13 protein-coding genes are annotated in these 15,585 nt (G+C 40.2%); 5 read left to right on the top strand and 8 right to left on the bottom strand.

The features are described from left to right. The first annotated feature begins 399 nt into the window (after window positions 1–399). Together RM368_RS09880 and RM368_RS09875 are read left to right on the top strand one after the other, a co-directional pair. Window positions 400–2,511 (top strand): TIGR00300 family protein, encoded by a 2,112-nt coding sequence (locus RM368_RS09880; protein ID WP_322693902.1) that lies wholly within the window; start codon window positions 400–402, stop codon window positions 2,509–2,511. A 42-nt stretch (window positions 2,512–2,553) separates the two neighbouring features. Continuing rightward, complete coding sequence (locus RM368_RS09875) at window positions 2,554–3,075, top strand: DUF2085 domain-containing protein (protein ID WP_322693901.1); 522 nt, start codon at window positions 2,554–2,556, stop codon at window positions 3,073–3,075. Between the two features lie 758 nt (window positions 3,076–3,833). Here the strand turns inward: RM368_RS09875 and RM368_RS09870 are convergent. Both RM368_RS09870 and RM368_RS09865 read right to left on the bottom strand, forming a co-directional pair. Next, on the bottom strand, window positions 3,834–4,373 hold the full coding sequence (locus RM368_RS09870) for a hypothetical protein (protein ID WP_322693900.1): 540 nt from the start codon (window positions 4,371–4,373) through the stop codon (window positions 3,834–3,836). Between the two features lie 275 nt (window positions 4,374–4,648). Beyond that, window positions 4,649–5,017: a hypothetical protein gene (locus tag RM368_RS09865; RefSeq protein WP_322693899.1), complete on the bottom strand. Its 369-nt coding sequence runs from the start codon at window positions 5,015–5,017 to the stop codon at window positions 4,649–4,651. Between the two features lie 173 nt (window positions 5,018–5,190). Here RM368_RS09865 and RM368_RS09860 point away from each other — a divergent pair, with 173 nt between their 5' ends. From RM368_RS09860 to RM368_RS09850, 3 genes are all read left to right on the top strand, one after another. Further along, complete coding sequence (locus RM368_RS09860; protein WP_322693898.1) at window positions 5,191–5,364, top strand: hypothetical protein; 174 nt, start codon at window positions 5,191–5,193, stop codon at window positions 5,362–5,364. A 93-nt stretch (window positions 5,365–5,457) separates the two neighbouring features. Continuing rightward, window positions 5,458–6,831, top strand: a complete 1,374-nt coding sequence (locus tag RM368_RS09855) for a sensor histidine kinase (protein ID WP_322693897.1) — start codon at window positions 5,458–5,460, stop codon at window positions 6,829–6,831. 243 nt (window positions 6,832–7,074) lie between these two features. Continuing rightward, a complete protein-coding gene (locus RM368_RS09850; protein WP_322693896.1) occupies window positions 7,075–7,731 on the top strand; it encodes a response regulator transcription factor in 657 nt (218 codons plus the stop codon). Window positions 7,732–8,149: 418 nt separating this feature from the next. Here the strand turns inward: RM368_RS09850 and RM368_RS09845 are convergent, their stop codons facing one another. The 6 genes from RM368_RS09845 to devC form a co-directional block, all read right to left on the bottom strand. Next, window positions 8,150–9,433 (bottom strand): glycosyltransferase, encoded by a 1,284-nt coding sequence (locus RM368_RS09845; RefSeq protein ID WP_322693895.1) that lies wholly within the window; start codon window positions 9,431–9,433, stop codon window positions 8,150–8,152. Between the two features lie 529 nt (window positions 9,434–9,962). Then, entirely contained in the window at window positions 9,963–11,222 is a 1,260-nt protein-coding gene (locus RM368_RS09840; protein ID WP_322693894.1) for a glycosyltransferase family 2 protein, read from the bottom strand. 173 nt (window positions 11,223–11,395) lie between these two features. Next, window positions 11,396–11,863: a DUF2141 domain-containing protein gene (locus RM368_RS09835; protein ID WP_322693893.1), complete on the bottom strand. Its 468-nt coding sequence runs from the start codon at window positions 11,861–11,863 to the stop codon at window positions 11,396–11,398. Between the two features lie 78 nt (window positions 11,864–11,941). Continuing rightward, on the bottom strand, window positions 11,942–12,925 hold the full coding sequence (locus RM368_RS09830; protein ID WP_322693892.1) for a glycosyltransferase family 2 protein: 984 nt from the start codon (window positions 12,923–12,925) through the stop codon (window positions 11,942–11,944). Between the two features lie 226 nt (window positions 12,926–13,151). Beyond that, the gene (locus RM368_RS09825) at window positions 13,152–14,156 is read right to left on the bottom strand and encodes an NAD-dependent epimerase/dehydratase family protein (RefSeq protein WP_322693891.1); all 1,005 of its coding nucleotides are present in this window, start codon (window positions 14,154–14,156) and stop codon (window positions 13,152–13,154) included. A 200-nt stretch (window positions 14,157–14,356) separates the two neighbouring features. Beyond that, window positions 14,357–15,535 (bottom strand): ABC transporter permease DevC, encoded by a 1,179-nt coding sequence (gene devC, locus RM368_RS09820; protein ID WP_322693890.1) that lies wholly within the window; start codon window positions 15,533–15,535, stop codon window positions 14,357–14,359. Between the last annotated feature and the right edge of the window lie 50 nt (window positions 15,536–15,585).

Raw genomic sequence — 15,585 nt, 5'->3', positions numbered from 1 at the left:
AAAAGTTAAAAGCGAACGCTGGGAAAATCGTTCGCTTAACTCTACTTGCCGAACATAGTGGTTAGTTGCTTGTTACTAGCATACTATAGACTGTGAATTTCAGAGCATTTGATAAAGATTTTGGTGCTAATGCCGATGAATTCGATCTAGTTGCTTCGCCTTCTAATACGCCCCCAGTGGCCCCACTTTCTTGGAAACCTAAATTAAATCAGGCTTTCTTGATTTTGAATTTTGAATTGGTATTATTACCATGTTCCAGTAATAGAATTGAGAGCGAAGGCTTGATAAAGTCTTCAACTATCAAAAGATAGATGCTTTAGTAGCAGATTTTACCTGTAAAAAAACAAAAGTCTGTATTCAAAGTAAGCTTGTAGCATATAAAACGCTTGTAAGATTTTTATGACTTCCCGGATTCGCTTTTTAATGTGCCCTCCTGACCACTACGATGTGGACTATGTGATTAATCCTTGGATGGAAGGGAATATTCACAAGTCATCGCGCGATCGCGCCGTGGAACAGTGGCAGGGACTACATCAAATCCTCAAAGAACACGCCATTGTCGATTTAGTACCACCGGAAAAAGGCTGGCCTGATTTGGTTTTTACCGCCAATGCCGGCTTGGTTCTAGGCGATAATGTTGTCCTCAGTCGCTTTTTGCACAAAGAGCGTCAGGGAGAGGAGCCTTTCTTCAAACAATGGTTTGAGGCAAATGGTTATACAGTCAATGAACTTCCCAAAGATTTGCCCTTTGAGGGAGCAGGAGACGCACTGCTAGATCGGGAAGGACGCTGGTTATGGGCGGGATACGGTTTCCGCTCGGAATTAGATTCTCACCCTTATCTCGCTAAATGGCTGGATATTGAGGTGCTATCCCTACGATTAATAGACGAACGTTTTTATCACTTAGATACCTGTTTTTGTCCTCTAGCAAATGGCTATTTGCTATACTATCCCGGCGCTTTTGATTCTTACTCCAACCGCTTAATTGAAATGCGAGTCGCACCAGAAAAGCGCATCGCAATTGAAGAAGCTGATGCAGTCAACTTCGCTTGTAATGCGGTGAATGTGGATAGCATCGTCATCATGAACAAGACGAGTGATGCTTTGAAAACCCGGCTTCAGGATGCAGGTTTCCAAGTGCTAGAAACACCGCTTACCGAATTTCTCAAAGCTGGTGGGGCGGCTAAATGCTTAACTTTGCGGGTGACTGAACCAGTTAGAGATGAAATTCATGCCACTGTCTCGGTAGAAAGCCGCGTCATTCGCATGGAAGGACATTTGTTAGATGCTGGCTTAATTAACCGCGCTTTGGATTTGATTATAGATGCCGGGGGAAGTTTCAAAGTCCTGAATTTCAACTTGGGAGAACAACGGCAAAGTACTTCAGCCGCCGAGGTGAGAGTATCAGCACCATCCCATGAGGTGATGGAAGAAATCATTTCCCGATTGATTGATTTGGGTGCTGTAGATTTACCCCATGATGAGCGAGATGCCAAACTAGAGCCAGTAATTCAAGATGGCGTTGCGCCTGATGATTTCTACGTCAGTACAATTTATCCCACTGAAGTACGAATTAATGGTCAGTGGGTGAAGGTAGAAAATCAACGGATGGATGGTGCGATCGCCATTACTGAAACTCCCACAGGTTTAGTTGCTCGGTGTAAAATCCTCCGCGATTTAAAAGTTGGCGAACAGGTAATTGTAGATGTTTTAGGTATCCGCACCATCCGCAAAACTGAATCGCGGGAACTCCGCAGCACTCAAGAATTCAGCTTTATGTCGGCGGGAGTTTCCAGCGAACGGCGCGTCGAATTAGTCGTTGAGCAAGTAGCTTGGGAATTGCGTAAAATCCGCGATGCTGGTGGTAAAGTAGTTGTCACGGCTGGGCCTGTGGTAATTCACACTGGTGGCGGCGAACACCTGGCGCAACTGATTCGAGAAGGATATGTACAAGCACTGCTGGGTGGTAATGCGATCGCAGTTCACGACATCGAGCAGAATATCATGGGCACTTCCTTGGGTGTAGATATGAAGCGGGGTGTCGCCGTACATGGAGGACACCGCCATCACCTCAAGGTAATTAATAGTATCCGTCGCTATGGCAGCATTCCCAAAGCTGTGGAGGCAGGAGCAATTAAAAGTGGCGTCATGTATGAGTGCGTCCACAATCATGTACCTTTTGTGCTTGCAGGTTCCATTCGGGATGACGGGCCTTTGCCTGATACCGTAATGGATTTGATTCAAGCACAAGAGCAATATGCCAAACACCTAGAAGGTGCAGAGATGATTTTAATGCTGTCATCGATGCTGCACTCCATTGGCGTGGGTAATATGACTCCGGCTGGTGTGAAAATGGTATGTGTCGATATTAATCCAGCTGTAGTGACTAAGTTAAGCGATCGCGGTTCTGTAGAATCAGTGGGTGTGGTGACAGATGTAGGATTATTCCTCAGTCTGTTGATTCAGCAGTTGGATAAGTTAACAAGTCCTTATGTAAATAAGGTAGGTTAGGAAAACGAACCGCGAAGACGCGAAGGGCGCGAAGAAAGGAAAATGACAAGAGTAGCTTTCAGTGAATTGCAGGTTAATTGGGTCAGTTTTATAGCTGATTTCTTGTTGGTAGGGATGGTTTTTGGCCCGCCTATCGCTCCCTTTTTGGCTGCGTCTGGAGTGTCTTTGCTTCCTGGGATTGCGGACATCATTTATTTCATGGGTAATCATGTTTGTCCGCAACCAGAGATGGGGTTAGATTTAGCACCACCATTTATTATGGCTGTGTGTATGCGCTGCTACGGCACTGTCACGGGTTTGCTAATTACTCGTCTGTTGTATGGGATAACTGGTGGTAAAGGATTTTACTGGTTAAATCAATATGGCTGGAGTGGTGTAGCGATCGCAAGTGTGCTGATGATGGCTTATCCTTTGGAATTGGCAGCACAGATTTTTGGTTTGTGGAGTTTTAATAACTATCTGGTTACGCCTTTTGGGTTAATTACGGGTTTGGCGTGGGGATTGTTTACTATGCCGATTTTGCACGGGTGGCATGGTGCTAAAACTAGCTTGACCAAATTGTAAGTTTTATTGCACAACTTTATAGAGTGGATTAATTTTTGTAAGTTGAAACAATCGCATTGTAATACCAAAAGAATGCGATAAATAGACCATTTGTAGAGACGCGATTCATCGCGTCTTTACCCAAAGATTCAGAACACCCAAAATTGAGGGCGCAAACGGCGTGTTGTATCTTGGGTAGACATATCAGCATACTGTTGTAAGGTACATCTTTAATATATCCATTGCAACCCTAAAGCTATCAGTAAGGTGAAGTTTTTAAATAAAACAAGGTTAAAGAGAAGGTAAGCTCATTTTTGCAGGTCGATGCAACTTAGTTGCAAGCCGATGCAATAAAGGTGCAGGCCAATGCATCTAAGTTCCGAGTCGATGCAACAAAGTTGTTCTTCAATGCAATTAAGGTGCAAGTCGATGCATCTAAGTTCCGAGTCGATGCAATAAAGATGCTCTTCAATGCAACTAAGGTACAAGTCGATGCAATTTTCAATGCAGGGGAGTGGACAAACATTTGCCCACCCAAAAGACTTAAACAGAAATAAAGTGCGTAGGCGTAAGCCTTGTCGTAGACATCGCTTCAGTGTTTTTCAAGCGACTTCCAAAGAAAAAATATTCCTTTGTAGAGGCGCACAGCTAACTGTGCGCCCCTACAGCGTATTGCATCCAAACGAGAATGCTATATCTAAGTGGCTCAATACCGTTTTGGCAAAGGAAATAATTTATCTTTAAACCTTTTACTTTCTCTGCCTTTGTTCGTTCAACAATTAATTAGGTTTGATTTGTTGCCCTGAGAAGTTAAATGTTCCTACAGGCGGGACATTATTTAACAACGGATTGGCATTGAGGTTGAAAAGGCGTAGTGTGATAGTCCCTTGTACTGTTTGAGTTTGGGGATTAAAGCTGGCTTGGTAGTCGGCACGGCCAAAGCCACCGGCTCCTGCACTTCCAGGGAAAGTAAAGGTGATATATCTAGCACTTACCCCTGCTTTGCCATTACACTTCCAAGCGCCTTGTCCGCTACTAAAGGGATTGAAAACGTTAGTAACGCCACCTTGATTGGAATCAGTGACAAAAAAGTTACCGTCTGTGGTCAGTGTAATAACTCCACGAGAAGCAACGCTCTTATCTGCGTTGAAGATTGTTGTCAAATAAGAACCAGTGACGTTAAGGCGACAACGCGCTGTATTTGCTAGAGTTTCGGGTACGGTGAAGTCATTACTCTTAGCAACATTAGGACTAGCAAGTAAGGTACTTGCTAAAACTGAACTAAACAATAAAGTATTGCCAAACCAGATTTTATTCATTGTCAGGTGAGGTAATTACGTAAATTTTTCTATGGCGAGATGAATTATATAGCGATCGCCTCAATCACCGCATCGAACAAAGATCCAAGTTTTGACTAGGATCTTTGTCCTATATAAGTGTTACTTATGGTTATTTGTAGTGTTAAAATTTTGCTGACGGATGACAAGTAATAAAGAGTTTTGCAGGGTTCTCATTTATGCAAGAAAGCGATCGCACAAATAATGTCAAGTGCGATCGCTCAGTTAAAATGCGTTAATTATACTTAATACTTAGCTTATGATGTAACTGACTTTTTGCGGCTAGGACGCTTGTACTCCGATTTTTTCTTCAATCCTACTGCTTGGGCTTGATCGCTATTTAATCCATATTGTCCGCGCACAACTTCTTTCATTGCTAATACCGTATTGTGAAATTCCCATTCTGCTAATCGTGCAGCATCAGCCGCAGCACGGTATAAAGCTTGTTTTTCGGTTTCCGCTTGTTGCTGGGCTAACATAGCTTGATAAGCTTGCTGTAATTTGGTAGCAGAGGCATCACCACGGTTAGTTTCATAGCTAGTGATGGTTTGTAAACCGTGCCATGAAGTCACATCTTCACTAATTAATTGCGGGCGCAAACGGCGTGTTGTATTTTGGGTTGTCATATTACCATACTTTTATCAGTTATGTATTTAATGTACCCATTGCCACTTTAAAGCTATCAGTAAGGTGAAAGATTTAAGTTTGGTAGGGTGCGTTATGGACGGCAGTGCTAACGCACCGTAAATTGATAACAGATGTAGTTCAAATAAAAGAAAACTACTGTAATACAACAAAGATGCAAATCAAAGCATCAAAGTTGCAAGTCGATGCAACAAAGGTGCAAATCAAAATATCAAAGTTGCAAGTCGATGCAACAAAGGTGCAAATCAAAGCATCAAAGTTGCAAGTCGATGCAACAAAGGTGCAAATCAAAGTATCAAAATTGCAAGTCGATGCAACAAAGGTGTAAATCAAAGCATTTTGTATATGTAGTAGCGTGTCAAGACTATTGAAGTGATATTAGTTATTTATCGCCAGATATAAATCTTTAAGAGAATAAGTAATGACTTTGATTCTAACTGTTCTAAGTATAGTTGCTGGCATTAGCCTATATGTTGGTCTTTTACACTTGCTAATTGCCTTTGTGCGATTAAAATCTGCACTAAACTTCTGTTTTGGGTTAAGCTGCTTAGCCATTGCTGGTTCTATTTTGGCTCTTATAGCTGAATATAAAGCCATGAATGTAGACGATTACATAAATGCCAGAAAACTACTAACTTCTGTCGGATATACTTACGGCATAAGTACTGCTTGGTTTGTGTCTCTTTACACAAATTTCAGACCAGTGCGTTTAATTTTAGTAATCAATACCCTGTACTTTCTCTGCCTGTTAATCAACCAAATTTCTCCTACAGGGATTCTCTACTCTCATATCAGCTACCTATCAAGTATTTCTTTGCCTTGGGGCGAATCGATTCCTTACCCACAAGGTACACTCAATCCCCTATTCAGTTTGCAATTATTAGCTTTCCTCTGTAATACTGTTTTCGTTTTTTTTGCCTGTTACTTTCAATATCGGCGCGGTGAGAAGCAAGCAGCACTCACTCTCGGACTAAGTTTGGCAATTTTAATAGCAACTGTTCAACACGATCGCCTAGTAGACTTGGGAAAGATCCAATTTGTATACCTGGCTGAGTTTGGATTTATGTCCTTTGTGATAATAATGAGTCTACGCTTATCCAAAGATTTAATCCAAGCGGTGAAACTACACGAACAATTGCTAGAAAGCGAACGGCTACGAAAAATTGCGGTGGAAGTCGAGCGAAATCGCCTCGCCCGCGACTTACACGATTCAGTCTCGCAGACATTGTTTACTGTAGCGACAATTGCCGAAGCTTTACCTAGAGTTTGGAAACGCAACCCAGAGATAGCCCAACAAGGATTAGAGGAACTCGCCCAACTCACACAAGGGGCATTAGCAGAGATGCGGAATTTACTAATCGAATTGCGTCCCGATGGTTTGGCAGAGAAAGCATTAGGTGAATTAATACAGCAGTTAACCAAGGCAATTTCTGGACGAGCAAGTTTACAGGTAACAACAATTGTAGAAGCCGATTTACCTTTATCTAGTGAAGTAAAGCTTGTCTTCTACCGGATTACTCAAGAAGCACTGAATAATATTATTAAACACGCCCAAGCAACGCTTGTATCAGTCAGCCTTGACGGCGATTCACAAAAGATAGTCTTGCGTATCAGCGATAATGGCTGTGGTTTTGACCCTAGAGAGATACCATCTGGTCATCTAGGGATAGCAATTATGAAAGAACGGGCTGAGTCTATTGGTGCTACTTTCCATTTGTCAAGCTATCCAGGGGAAGGGACTGAGATTGTTCTGAGTTGGTCAAGCGCTGTAAATAAAAGTATTGGGCATAAATAAAGTTAACTACTAAAATTGTCATTTGTCACTTGTCATTTTTCATTGGTAAGGGTTTTAGATATATTGATTTTTGTAATATAGTGATGTTTATTTTCATTGACTCGCTTAAAAAAGACAGATTTTCATACTGACTGGTGGGAAATAAAAAATTAAAGATTAAGAATTTCACGTATAAATACTGAAAATGGAAGAATAATGTAATGTAAATGTATTAAAAATAGCTTTAATATCCCGGATTTATGTATGGAATATATGCAAAAAGATAAATCATTAAAACCGATTCGGGTGATTACTGTTGACGATCATGAAATCCTGCGGGGAGGTATTAAATTTATCTTGCTGGCGTTTGATGACATTGAATTAGTGGGTGAAGCGCGTAATGCAGATGAAGCAGTACATTTGTGCGAACAGTTGCAGCCAGATGTGGTGCTGATGGATTTGATGATGTCGGGGATGAATGGGGCACAAGCAACAAGAGCTATCCGCAAAAAATACCCAGAAATTCAAGTTTTAATTTTGACGAGTTTTCTAGAGAATGATTTGGTACAGCAAGCAATGCAAGCCGGAGCCATTGGCTACCTGCTCAAAGGTATCTCAATTGATGAGTTAGCGGATGCCATACGAGCTGCTGCGATGGGTCGCTCTATGTTGGCAGCAGAAGTGATTCAGGCTTTGCTGCAACCAAGCAAAGCATCATCCCAATTTGTTTACGAACTAAGCAAGCGACAGCAAGAAGTCTTAGCACTACTGGCTTTAGGATTAAGTAATGAAGCGATCGCTCAACAGATGAAACTGAGTCCTTCTACTATTAGGCATCATGTCAGCCAGGTACTAAATAAATTAGGAGTAACCAACCGCACTGAAGCTGCAACTACAGCAGTGCGAGTCGGATGTCTTTAATATTAGTGAATCAACTTAGTTACTTTTGAATCTTTTATATTGCAAAGTTTTAAGAAAATTGATTTTAACAAGAGTAGTAGCGATACCTACGGTGAACTACGCCAGCGCTACTACTCTTGTGCAGGTCGATGCAACTTAGTTGCGGGTCAATGCATTTAAATTGCAGGTCGATGCATTTAAATTGCAAGTCGATGCAACTAAATTGCAGGTCGATGCATCTAAGTTGTATCGACTTGCATCTAAGGTGCAGCGTGGTAAAGAAAGGAAAAATTCAAAGTTTCATTAACTCACAGCTTCTACTAGCTGCAACTAGGAGAATGCAAGTCGAATGTGTTTAATCATCCTAAAACTCGTTGGTGCAAAAAGTTGCAGTGTTAGCGATCGCTAATACTGTAAATACTAGCGATCGCCATATTTCTTATTGCTGTAGTCTTACACTGGTTGTACCTACCTCCACCTTCTGCGCTCCTTCAACGATTTGGTAAAGTTTGTGTTCAAATTTCTGCATACACGCTGACCAATCAAATTCGAGTATAGAGGGGCGAGCGTGTCTAGTCATATCTGCTTTCAAACCGGGATTTTCCAGAATCGCAATTACCTTTTGGGCGAAGTCTGTAGGATTGTTCGGTTGGGCGAGGAAACCGTTACGACCAGGAAATACTTGTTCTGAGGTTGAAGGTGCAACAACAGCAACCAAAGGAGTTCCAGAGGCTAATGCTTCATTATTTGTCGTGCAGAAGTTCTCGGTGACGGAGGGGTTGACAAAAACATCTGCTCTAGCAAACCAACCTAGAAGTTCTGTACCGTGAGACTCACCCCATACAGTAACACCCGCTCCAAACTTTTTAGCACGCTCGCGGATCTCTTCATCTAGCGGGCCACTACCAACAATTACCAGATGGACATCAAGAATTTTCGCAGCTATGACTGGAAAGATATCAAGCAATTGGTTGACATTCTTTTCCGGTGTAATGCGTCCAACAAACAACAAAGTTGGTCGGTTATCGTTAGGAATTGGATCGTAACAGATGTTTCGCGGGTGAAATTTTTCGCAATCGATACCTTGATAAGCGACGTATTCAGCGCGTTGGCATTTCAGTTCTTCGTATTTAGTCAGTTGTTCTTTAGAAGAGAAGTAATTGAAGTCATAAGACTCACTAAATTGCTTGACCAAAAGGGGAATGATGGGACGAACCAAATTGAAGAATCGCTCTCCAAAGTAATATTTGATATACGCAACAATATCTGTATGGAAGAGTGATATTATTGGCGTGCCTGTTCGTTTTGCGTATTGAGTGCCGATTGGGCGACCATAACCTTGTAAGAAAAATGAGTATAAACCTCTCATTTGGGCTGCTTCTTCAACCACGATAATATCGGGCTGAAATTTCTCCAGCAACTTGGTATCGCTCCAATGTCGATAGTTTAATGGTTGAGGAAGAGACTTATAGAATAGTAGTGGTTCTGTGGGAAATGCGTAAGCAGAAAAATTGGGGAAAGATTGAATTTCTTCTAAACCTGGCATGGGGCGATCGCCAACATTTTTGGGGTAGCGATCGTTGATTTGCGGATGGATTAAAAAAACCTCATGTCCCTGCTCTAGCAACCAACGAACTCGTTGGTGTACTGCAACGGAAACACCAGTTAAGAAAGGAGCGTACAACCCTGTAAACAGTGCAATGCGAAGTTTTTGCTTAGTCATAATAAAGGGGAATATTTCACAAAATTGCTGGTTTTTAACTTAGGATTTACGCAGCAAATGTTTGATTAACATCCTGATTATTTGGCTCAGAAATTCCCGTCAATACAGTTAGACTAAGGATTTACGCATTGTTAAATAGCTGAAACTTTCGATTTTGAATTGGATGTTTGTCAATCTGGATTTAAACTATAGCCGTAATCACATAGGTTAGGACATAATGACAAGCGTGAATGCTAGGAAAAATAATAGCTTTACCTCCTGCCTTCTGCCTTCTGCCTCCTGCCTCCTGCCTTCTGCCTCCTGCTATATCAAAACATCCAAAAGGCTAAGTCAAAATTCCCCTTAATATATTTGTCTAAACCCTTGCCAAAACTGTCAATACGTTTTGGTAATCAACAAGTAAAAACGTATATTTTTACAAGGGTTATAGCTAATATAGTTCTACTAAATATAAGATAATATAATTTGAAGACTAGGGAATGTTTAGTGTAAGAACTTTCATGCCCTAGTTTATATCTAGCAATTTATTTCAGAGAGAAACCTTACTATTAATCGGCTGATCCAACCATTGATAAGGGCGATATTCAACTAGCCGAACATTCCAGGGCCCTTGAATTCGATAGCTGACACCGCGCCAGGTGACTGTTGATGTCCACAGGGTTGATAGCATTGCTAACCCATAAACCCACTGTGTCAACGGAATCCCAATTAACATTTTAATGATTGTAGCAGCTGATAATTTAGCGATCGCTTGGTCATTAGAGCGAACTACTCGCTGTATCTCTAATTCCAACACCAGCATTATCAAGAGTAATGCGACAGTATAGACTCCATAGCAGCCTAACAATAGAGCCGCAGCTTCCCATTTTGCCTCTAACAACGACTCTAGAACTAACACGAACAGTAGAGTCGGAAACAAAATGCTAGAAACAGCTTCACTTACAAGAGCCAACCAACGGGGATGATACAGTCGAGAAAAAAGGATAAGGCGCTTGAGATAGTCTATTAAGTTGAATAAATCAGTCTCTTCACGATTGACTATTAGCAGCGAAGGCACAAACTTTACCTGAAAACCATGTTTTTTCAGGATGTCGTGCATCATAAAATCTTCGCCTAAAGCTTGTCCCCACTTATCTAGCAGTTCTGTTTGGCGAAGCACTTCTGTTTTCACAGCCAAAGTTCCACCCCAAGGAATCTGGAAGATAAACATTTGCACTACTGTAGAGACATTGCCGACGTACCGCACTAAAGAACCCCAATACCTACCTGTTGGTACGTACCACCGATTGCCGGTTGTTGCGCCTACTTTCGCATCGCCTAGAGGACTGACTAATTCTCTGAGCCAATTGAGATGAACTATAGTATCAGCATCGACTAAAGCAACCACCTTGTAGGAGTCGTCCAACTCTCGGATAGCTTGGATTAAAGAACTGCATTTGAGACTACAAGTGTTGCGTACTATTCTCAAAGGGCTGATTTGAACGTTGGTTGCTTCTTGCTCAGTGATAGTTTCACTAGCAATTTTCCAAGCGGGATCTTCGTGACTATCAACGATTAATTTTAAATCATACTGTGGATAGTTTTGATTTAGGAGCGATCGCAAACATCTAGGCAAAAACGGATCGGCTCCGCGTAGGCAAAGAATCACTGCGGTTTTAGGTAACTGATCGTCTGGTAATAAATTTTTTTTAGACGAGCGCAGATACCATATAAAGACAAGCGTGAAACACACCTGAATAACCAGCCAACCCGTCAAAGACTTAGACAGAAATATTGCCAAATCTTCCATTAAATTTTTAGTCTCCGACAGAATAATGGATTGGGGACTGGGGATTGGGGATTAGGAACTGGGGATTGAGAATTAGGAATTGGGGATTGGGGATTGAAAATCAGAAGTATTTCCTAAACAAGGAGTCCCCAGTCCCCAGTCCCCAGTACCCAGTACCCAGTCCCCAATCACCTTTACGAATCAAGCGAATATTTCATGATGATGTTAACTGTTGTATTTTTGTTGACAACAAAACTCGCATCACGAAACTTTGGTGTACCTGTTTGTATGGACACAGTTGGATTTTTAGAAATTCCAAAACCTTCTTTGGGAATACCGAAAAAGTCTTTATTGAGTTTGCGATCGCCATTTTGATCGTCAACTACAGCGACAGCATAAGTTCCAGGCTTCAAACCGAAGAATTCTTTTTTTACAGAAGTGCCAGTAATTTTAGCGCAGCCACTTTGAGCTTCACTAGTACTACTCATTGGAAATCCTTTTTCATTTGCATAAACTCGAAAGCAAATCTCACCTTTTTTGTGATGTATTCCATTTACTACAATATTAAGTGTTGCAGTTGGCTCTGCGTTCACTGTTTTAGCAAAACTGATGCTTACTAAAGTAGCAAGCAAAACATGAGATAGTTGAGATAGTTTCAGCATAATTTTGTAATCAAGATAAGTGATTTTGAGGCTGATAGAAAGGCGTGTTAGTCAGCTTTGATTTGTGAACTGATTCTTTCAAAGAACGACTTGCTCTTCTTTAATGAATGCTGTTTTCCAACCTTTCCAAAGTACTTGCAGCGCATTTAGCAAATCTTTCAGCAAAAGATATTCTGTCCCTTTTAACTGCTGATATAGACTTATATGACAACATAGCCGCTCATATAAACTCAGGGGACAACACCAGATAGAGAATATATACTCCCAAATCATTCTCCAATGTGGCAATAAAATTTTTCCTTTCTTTGCTGAATCAAACCACACTGCATACCCATAAAAATCGGGGAGCATACTCAAGAATGATTTTTGGTTTGTATTTGTTAACAACAAATAATTGGGGAAAAACATACTCATTGATTGTTGCGGATGACTTCTGATAAAAAATAAGTATTCAGGAATTTCATAAAACCTACCGAGAATACCAAGTCTTAACAAGAGAATTCCATCTGCATTACCATAACCACCCATAGGCGGTATCTTTTTCAAAACACTAGCGCGAATTACCCCGTAACATTGATAACATAAATGCTTGGTCAGCAATTCGTGAAAACGCTCCTGTGCTTTTAGTGCATCGGCCTTGACTTTGATATCGTAATTTTGGATAAAATTCCCCTGTTCATCAATGAAATATGCCTGGGAGTGACACAAGATTATAGTAGGATCTTGGTCAAGTACCTCAACACACTTCTTGATAAAATCTGGAGAATGTAAATCGTCATGAGCTGCCCATTTAAAATACTCACCCGAAGACAGTTTCAAGACGCGATTAAAGTTACCAGCACAACCGATATTTGTATCATTACGGTAGTAATAAATACGTTGGTCTTGCTCGGCATAAGCTCTACAAATTTCTTCCGTTTTATCTGTCGAGGCGTTATCTGAAATAATAAGTTCAAAATCTTCAAAGTTCTGACCCAAAAGTGAATCTATGGCTTCTTTGAGAAATTTTTCACCATTGTATACAGGTAATCCGATGCTCAATCGTGGCTGATTGCGACTCATAGAAAACAAGTATTCGGAAAATCTGTGGATTATTTTCTGCTTAATCGTAGTTAGGTAGATGCAACGTAATAATTCAGAATTCAGAATTCAGGAATCAGAATTCAGGAGTCAGAATTAACTAAGCTGAATTATTTCAAGTAAATCAAGTGTCTTCTAGCTTCTTCATTTTGTAATTAATTATTCGGAATTCTGATTCTTGACTCCTGAATTCTCAAAAATATGTAAACTATTTCATCAAGCTTTGAATATCTGTTTTTTGCAGCCATTCATGTGTTTGCTGCATTCCTAATTCTAGGTCAATTGTTGGTTTGTAATTTAACAGATTTTGGGCTTTAGCAATGGAACAAGCATAGGGACGAGTCATAAAATCTATAGACTCTGGTAAAATATCAACTTTTTTCCGAAACAGTTTTTGTCCTTGAACGCGTAGCTTTAGAAACAATTTGATTTCATCTTTCGATAATAAAAGGGGTGCTTGTAAATCTTCCATTGCTGCTAAACGCATAAAATACTCTTTCCAGGAAGTTTCTTGTCCATCAGTGATATTAAATATTTCACCGTAAATTTCTTTTTCCATCGCTAAAAAGATGCCATCAATCAGGTTATCTATATATACATGATTGATTACTCCTTTAGCATCATTGGCGCAAGCAAATAATTTTTGGCGCATCATCAGAATTGGTCTAACTATCCAGGGAATACTTCCAGGGCCATAAATATCTCCGGCTCGAATAATGATGATGCCAAAATCTGACGGATTATTCAGTTCTAAAAGTGCTGTTTCGGCTTCAATTTTCGTTTGACAGTAGGGATTATTTTCGCCAGAAAGTGGGCCGGATTCTGTAACACCATCAGGATAGTTAAAACCGTAAACCATCACACTAGATAAATGCACAAATGTTTTGACACCAGCTTGTTTAGCAGCTTTAGCCATGTTGACAGTACCGCCAACATTCACATCACGAAAATGCTTAATTGCACCAGCTTCTTCAGCAATTTGCTCTGTATGTAAAACGATATCTACTCCCTGACAAGCCTTTTGAGCAATAGTAGAATCGGTGATATTACCAATAATTACCTCTACACCTAAATTCTGTAATTGTTTGTTCTGTTCTGTAGAACTTTGTAGTCCACGAACCTTCATCCCTTGCGCTATGGCTAACTCGGCTGTACGCAAACCGACAAATTCATTAATCCCGGTAATTAGGAGAGTTTTGTCTTTGAGGTTCATAAAATCGAAATTATTGTTAAATAGGTGAATTTGATTTGTTAGATAAAAGATTTTAAGTAATACCAAATTTAAATATTGGTAAATACTTTTAATCTCAAATCTAACTTTGTATAAGAAGAATTTTGTGGAGATGCTGCACTAATACTTAGCTATCAGTTTATATCGTGGCAAAATAATTAAATTATTTTGCTACCAAGTAGCTAGAAAATCTCTCCCGGATCTGCGGAGCGAAGTTTATTGATAGCAAGCGCTCCTGATGTTATACACATTAAGACGGTTGAAGTTAAGACAATCACTGCATTATTAGTGGTCATAACTATTGGTAATTTAGTTGCTTCTGCTGCAAAACTATATAACAAAACCGAAGTAAGAAATCCTGGAATATAACCTAAGATTGCCAAAATCAAAGCTTGCTGAAATACCACATTTAATAAATAGCTATTGGCATAACCTATAGCTTTTAAAGTAGCATAAGCAACAAACTGTGTAGCAATATTGCTGTAAAGAATTTGATAAACAATAACCACACCAACCACCGCAGCCATTGTCAACATCAAGTTAAGAATAAAACCAATGGGTGTTCTAACAGCCCAATAGTTTTTTTCAAAATCAATGAAGCCTTGGCGGGTAAAAACTTGGACATCATTAGGCAAACTTGCTTGTAAATTTTTTAGTACTGTTTCTGCATTAGTACCAGGTTTGAGTGAAATCAAACCGATATCTATCATATCTGCCGGACGAGTATTGGGATTTATCCTCAAAAAAGTTGAGTCACTAACAAGTAAATTTCCGTCTACCCCAAAGGAAGGGCCTAATGTGAATAACCCGCCTATTCTCACTTTATAGCCAATTAATGAATTAAAGGGAAATATTTCAACTGTTTGTTTAGTATCTCCCGCATTAAATTTTTCAGCTATTGGGCCAAACTCTGGGCGAGAACCCCGATCGAAAAGCACAACATCGGGAATTTTGAGTTTATCTAAATTTTTCTCAACTTCTGGAAGATTCATCACAGGTCTACCTGGATCGAAACCAATAACATATATTGAATATTTTTCACTAGTAGCCGGATTTTTCAGTTTGGCAAATTGCAAATACATGGGGCTAACTGACTCTACGCCATCAAACCCCAGAGATTGGTATAAACGAGTCCGCGAAAAACTTTGATTTGAGGTCAAAGATTTATATTGCGAACTAACTAAAAATAAATCTCCTTTGAGATTCTGATGAACTGCGGTTGCACTAGAATAGAGGGCATCTTGAAAACCAAGTTGCACAAACATTAGCAGCACAATAAAGCCAATCCCGGCTACAGCTACTAGTAAACGAACTTTTTGCTGGGCTAGCTGTAGCCATGCTAAAGGAATTTTGAAAATCATGGATTTATTTATTATTTGTCATTTGTCATTTGTCATTTGTCATTTGTCAT

Origin of the sequence: Nostoc sp. DedSLP03 (assembly GCF_034530815.1) — a bacterium.
GTDB lineage: Bacteria > Cyanobacteriota > Cyanobacteriia > Cyanobacteriales > Nostocaceae > Nostoc.
This window is presented reverse-complemented; position numbering and strand designations above follow the sequence as displayed.

Coding starts and splice junctions, on each gene's coding strand:
- RM368_RS09880 (WP_322693902.1), top strand. CDS start 400: ATGACTTCCCGGATTCGCTTTTTAATGTGCCCTCCTGACCACTACGAT.
- RM368_RS09875 (WP_322693901.1), top strand. CDS start 2,554: ATGACAAGAGTAGCTTTCAGTGAATTGCAGGTTAATTGGGTCAGTTTT.
- RM368_RS09870 (WP_322693900.1), bottom strand. CDS start 4,373: ATGAATAAAATCTGGTTTGGCAATACTTTATTGTTTAGTTCAGTTTTA.
- RM368_RS09865 (WP_322693899.1), bottom strand. CDS start 5,017: ATGACAACCCAAAATACAACACGCCGTTTGCGCCCGCAATTAATTAGT.
- RM368_RS09860 (WP_322693898.1), top strand. CDS start 5,191: ATGCAAATCAAAGCATCAAAGTTGCAAGTCGATGCAACAAAGGTGCAA.
- RM368_RS09855 (WP_322693897.1), top strand. CDS start 5,458: ATGACTTTGATTCTAACTGTTCTAAGTATAGTTGCTGGCATTAGCCTA.
- RM368_RS09850 (WP_322693896.1), top strand. CDS start 7,075: ATGGAATATATGCAAAAAGATAAATCATTAAAACCGATTCGGGTGATT.
- RM368_RS09845 (WP_322693895.1), bottom strand. CDS start 9,433: ATGACTAAGCAAAAACTTCGCATTGCACTGTTTACAGGGTTGTACGCT.
- RM368_RS09840 (WP_322693894.1), bottom strand. CDS start 11,222: ATGGAAGATTTGGCAATATTTCTGTCTAAGTCTTTGACGGGTTGGCTG.
- RM368_RS09835 (WP_322693893.1), bottom strand. CDS start 11,863: ATGCTGAAACTATCTCAACTATCTCATGTTTTGCTTGCTACTTTAGTA.
- RM368_RS09830 (WP_322693892.1), bottom strand. CDS start 12,925: ATGAGTCGCAATCAGCCACGATTGAGCATCGGATTACCTGTATACAAT.
- RM368_RS09825 (WP_322693891.1), bottom strand. CDS start 14,156: ATGAACCTCAAAGACAAAACTCTCCTAATTACCGGGATTAATGAATTT.
- devC (WP_322693890.1), bottom strand. CDS start 15,535: ATGATTTTCAAAATTCCTTTAGCATGGCTACAGCTAGCCCAGCAAAAA.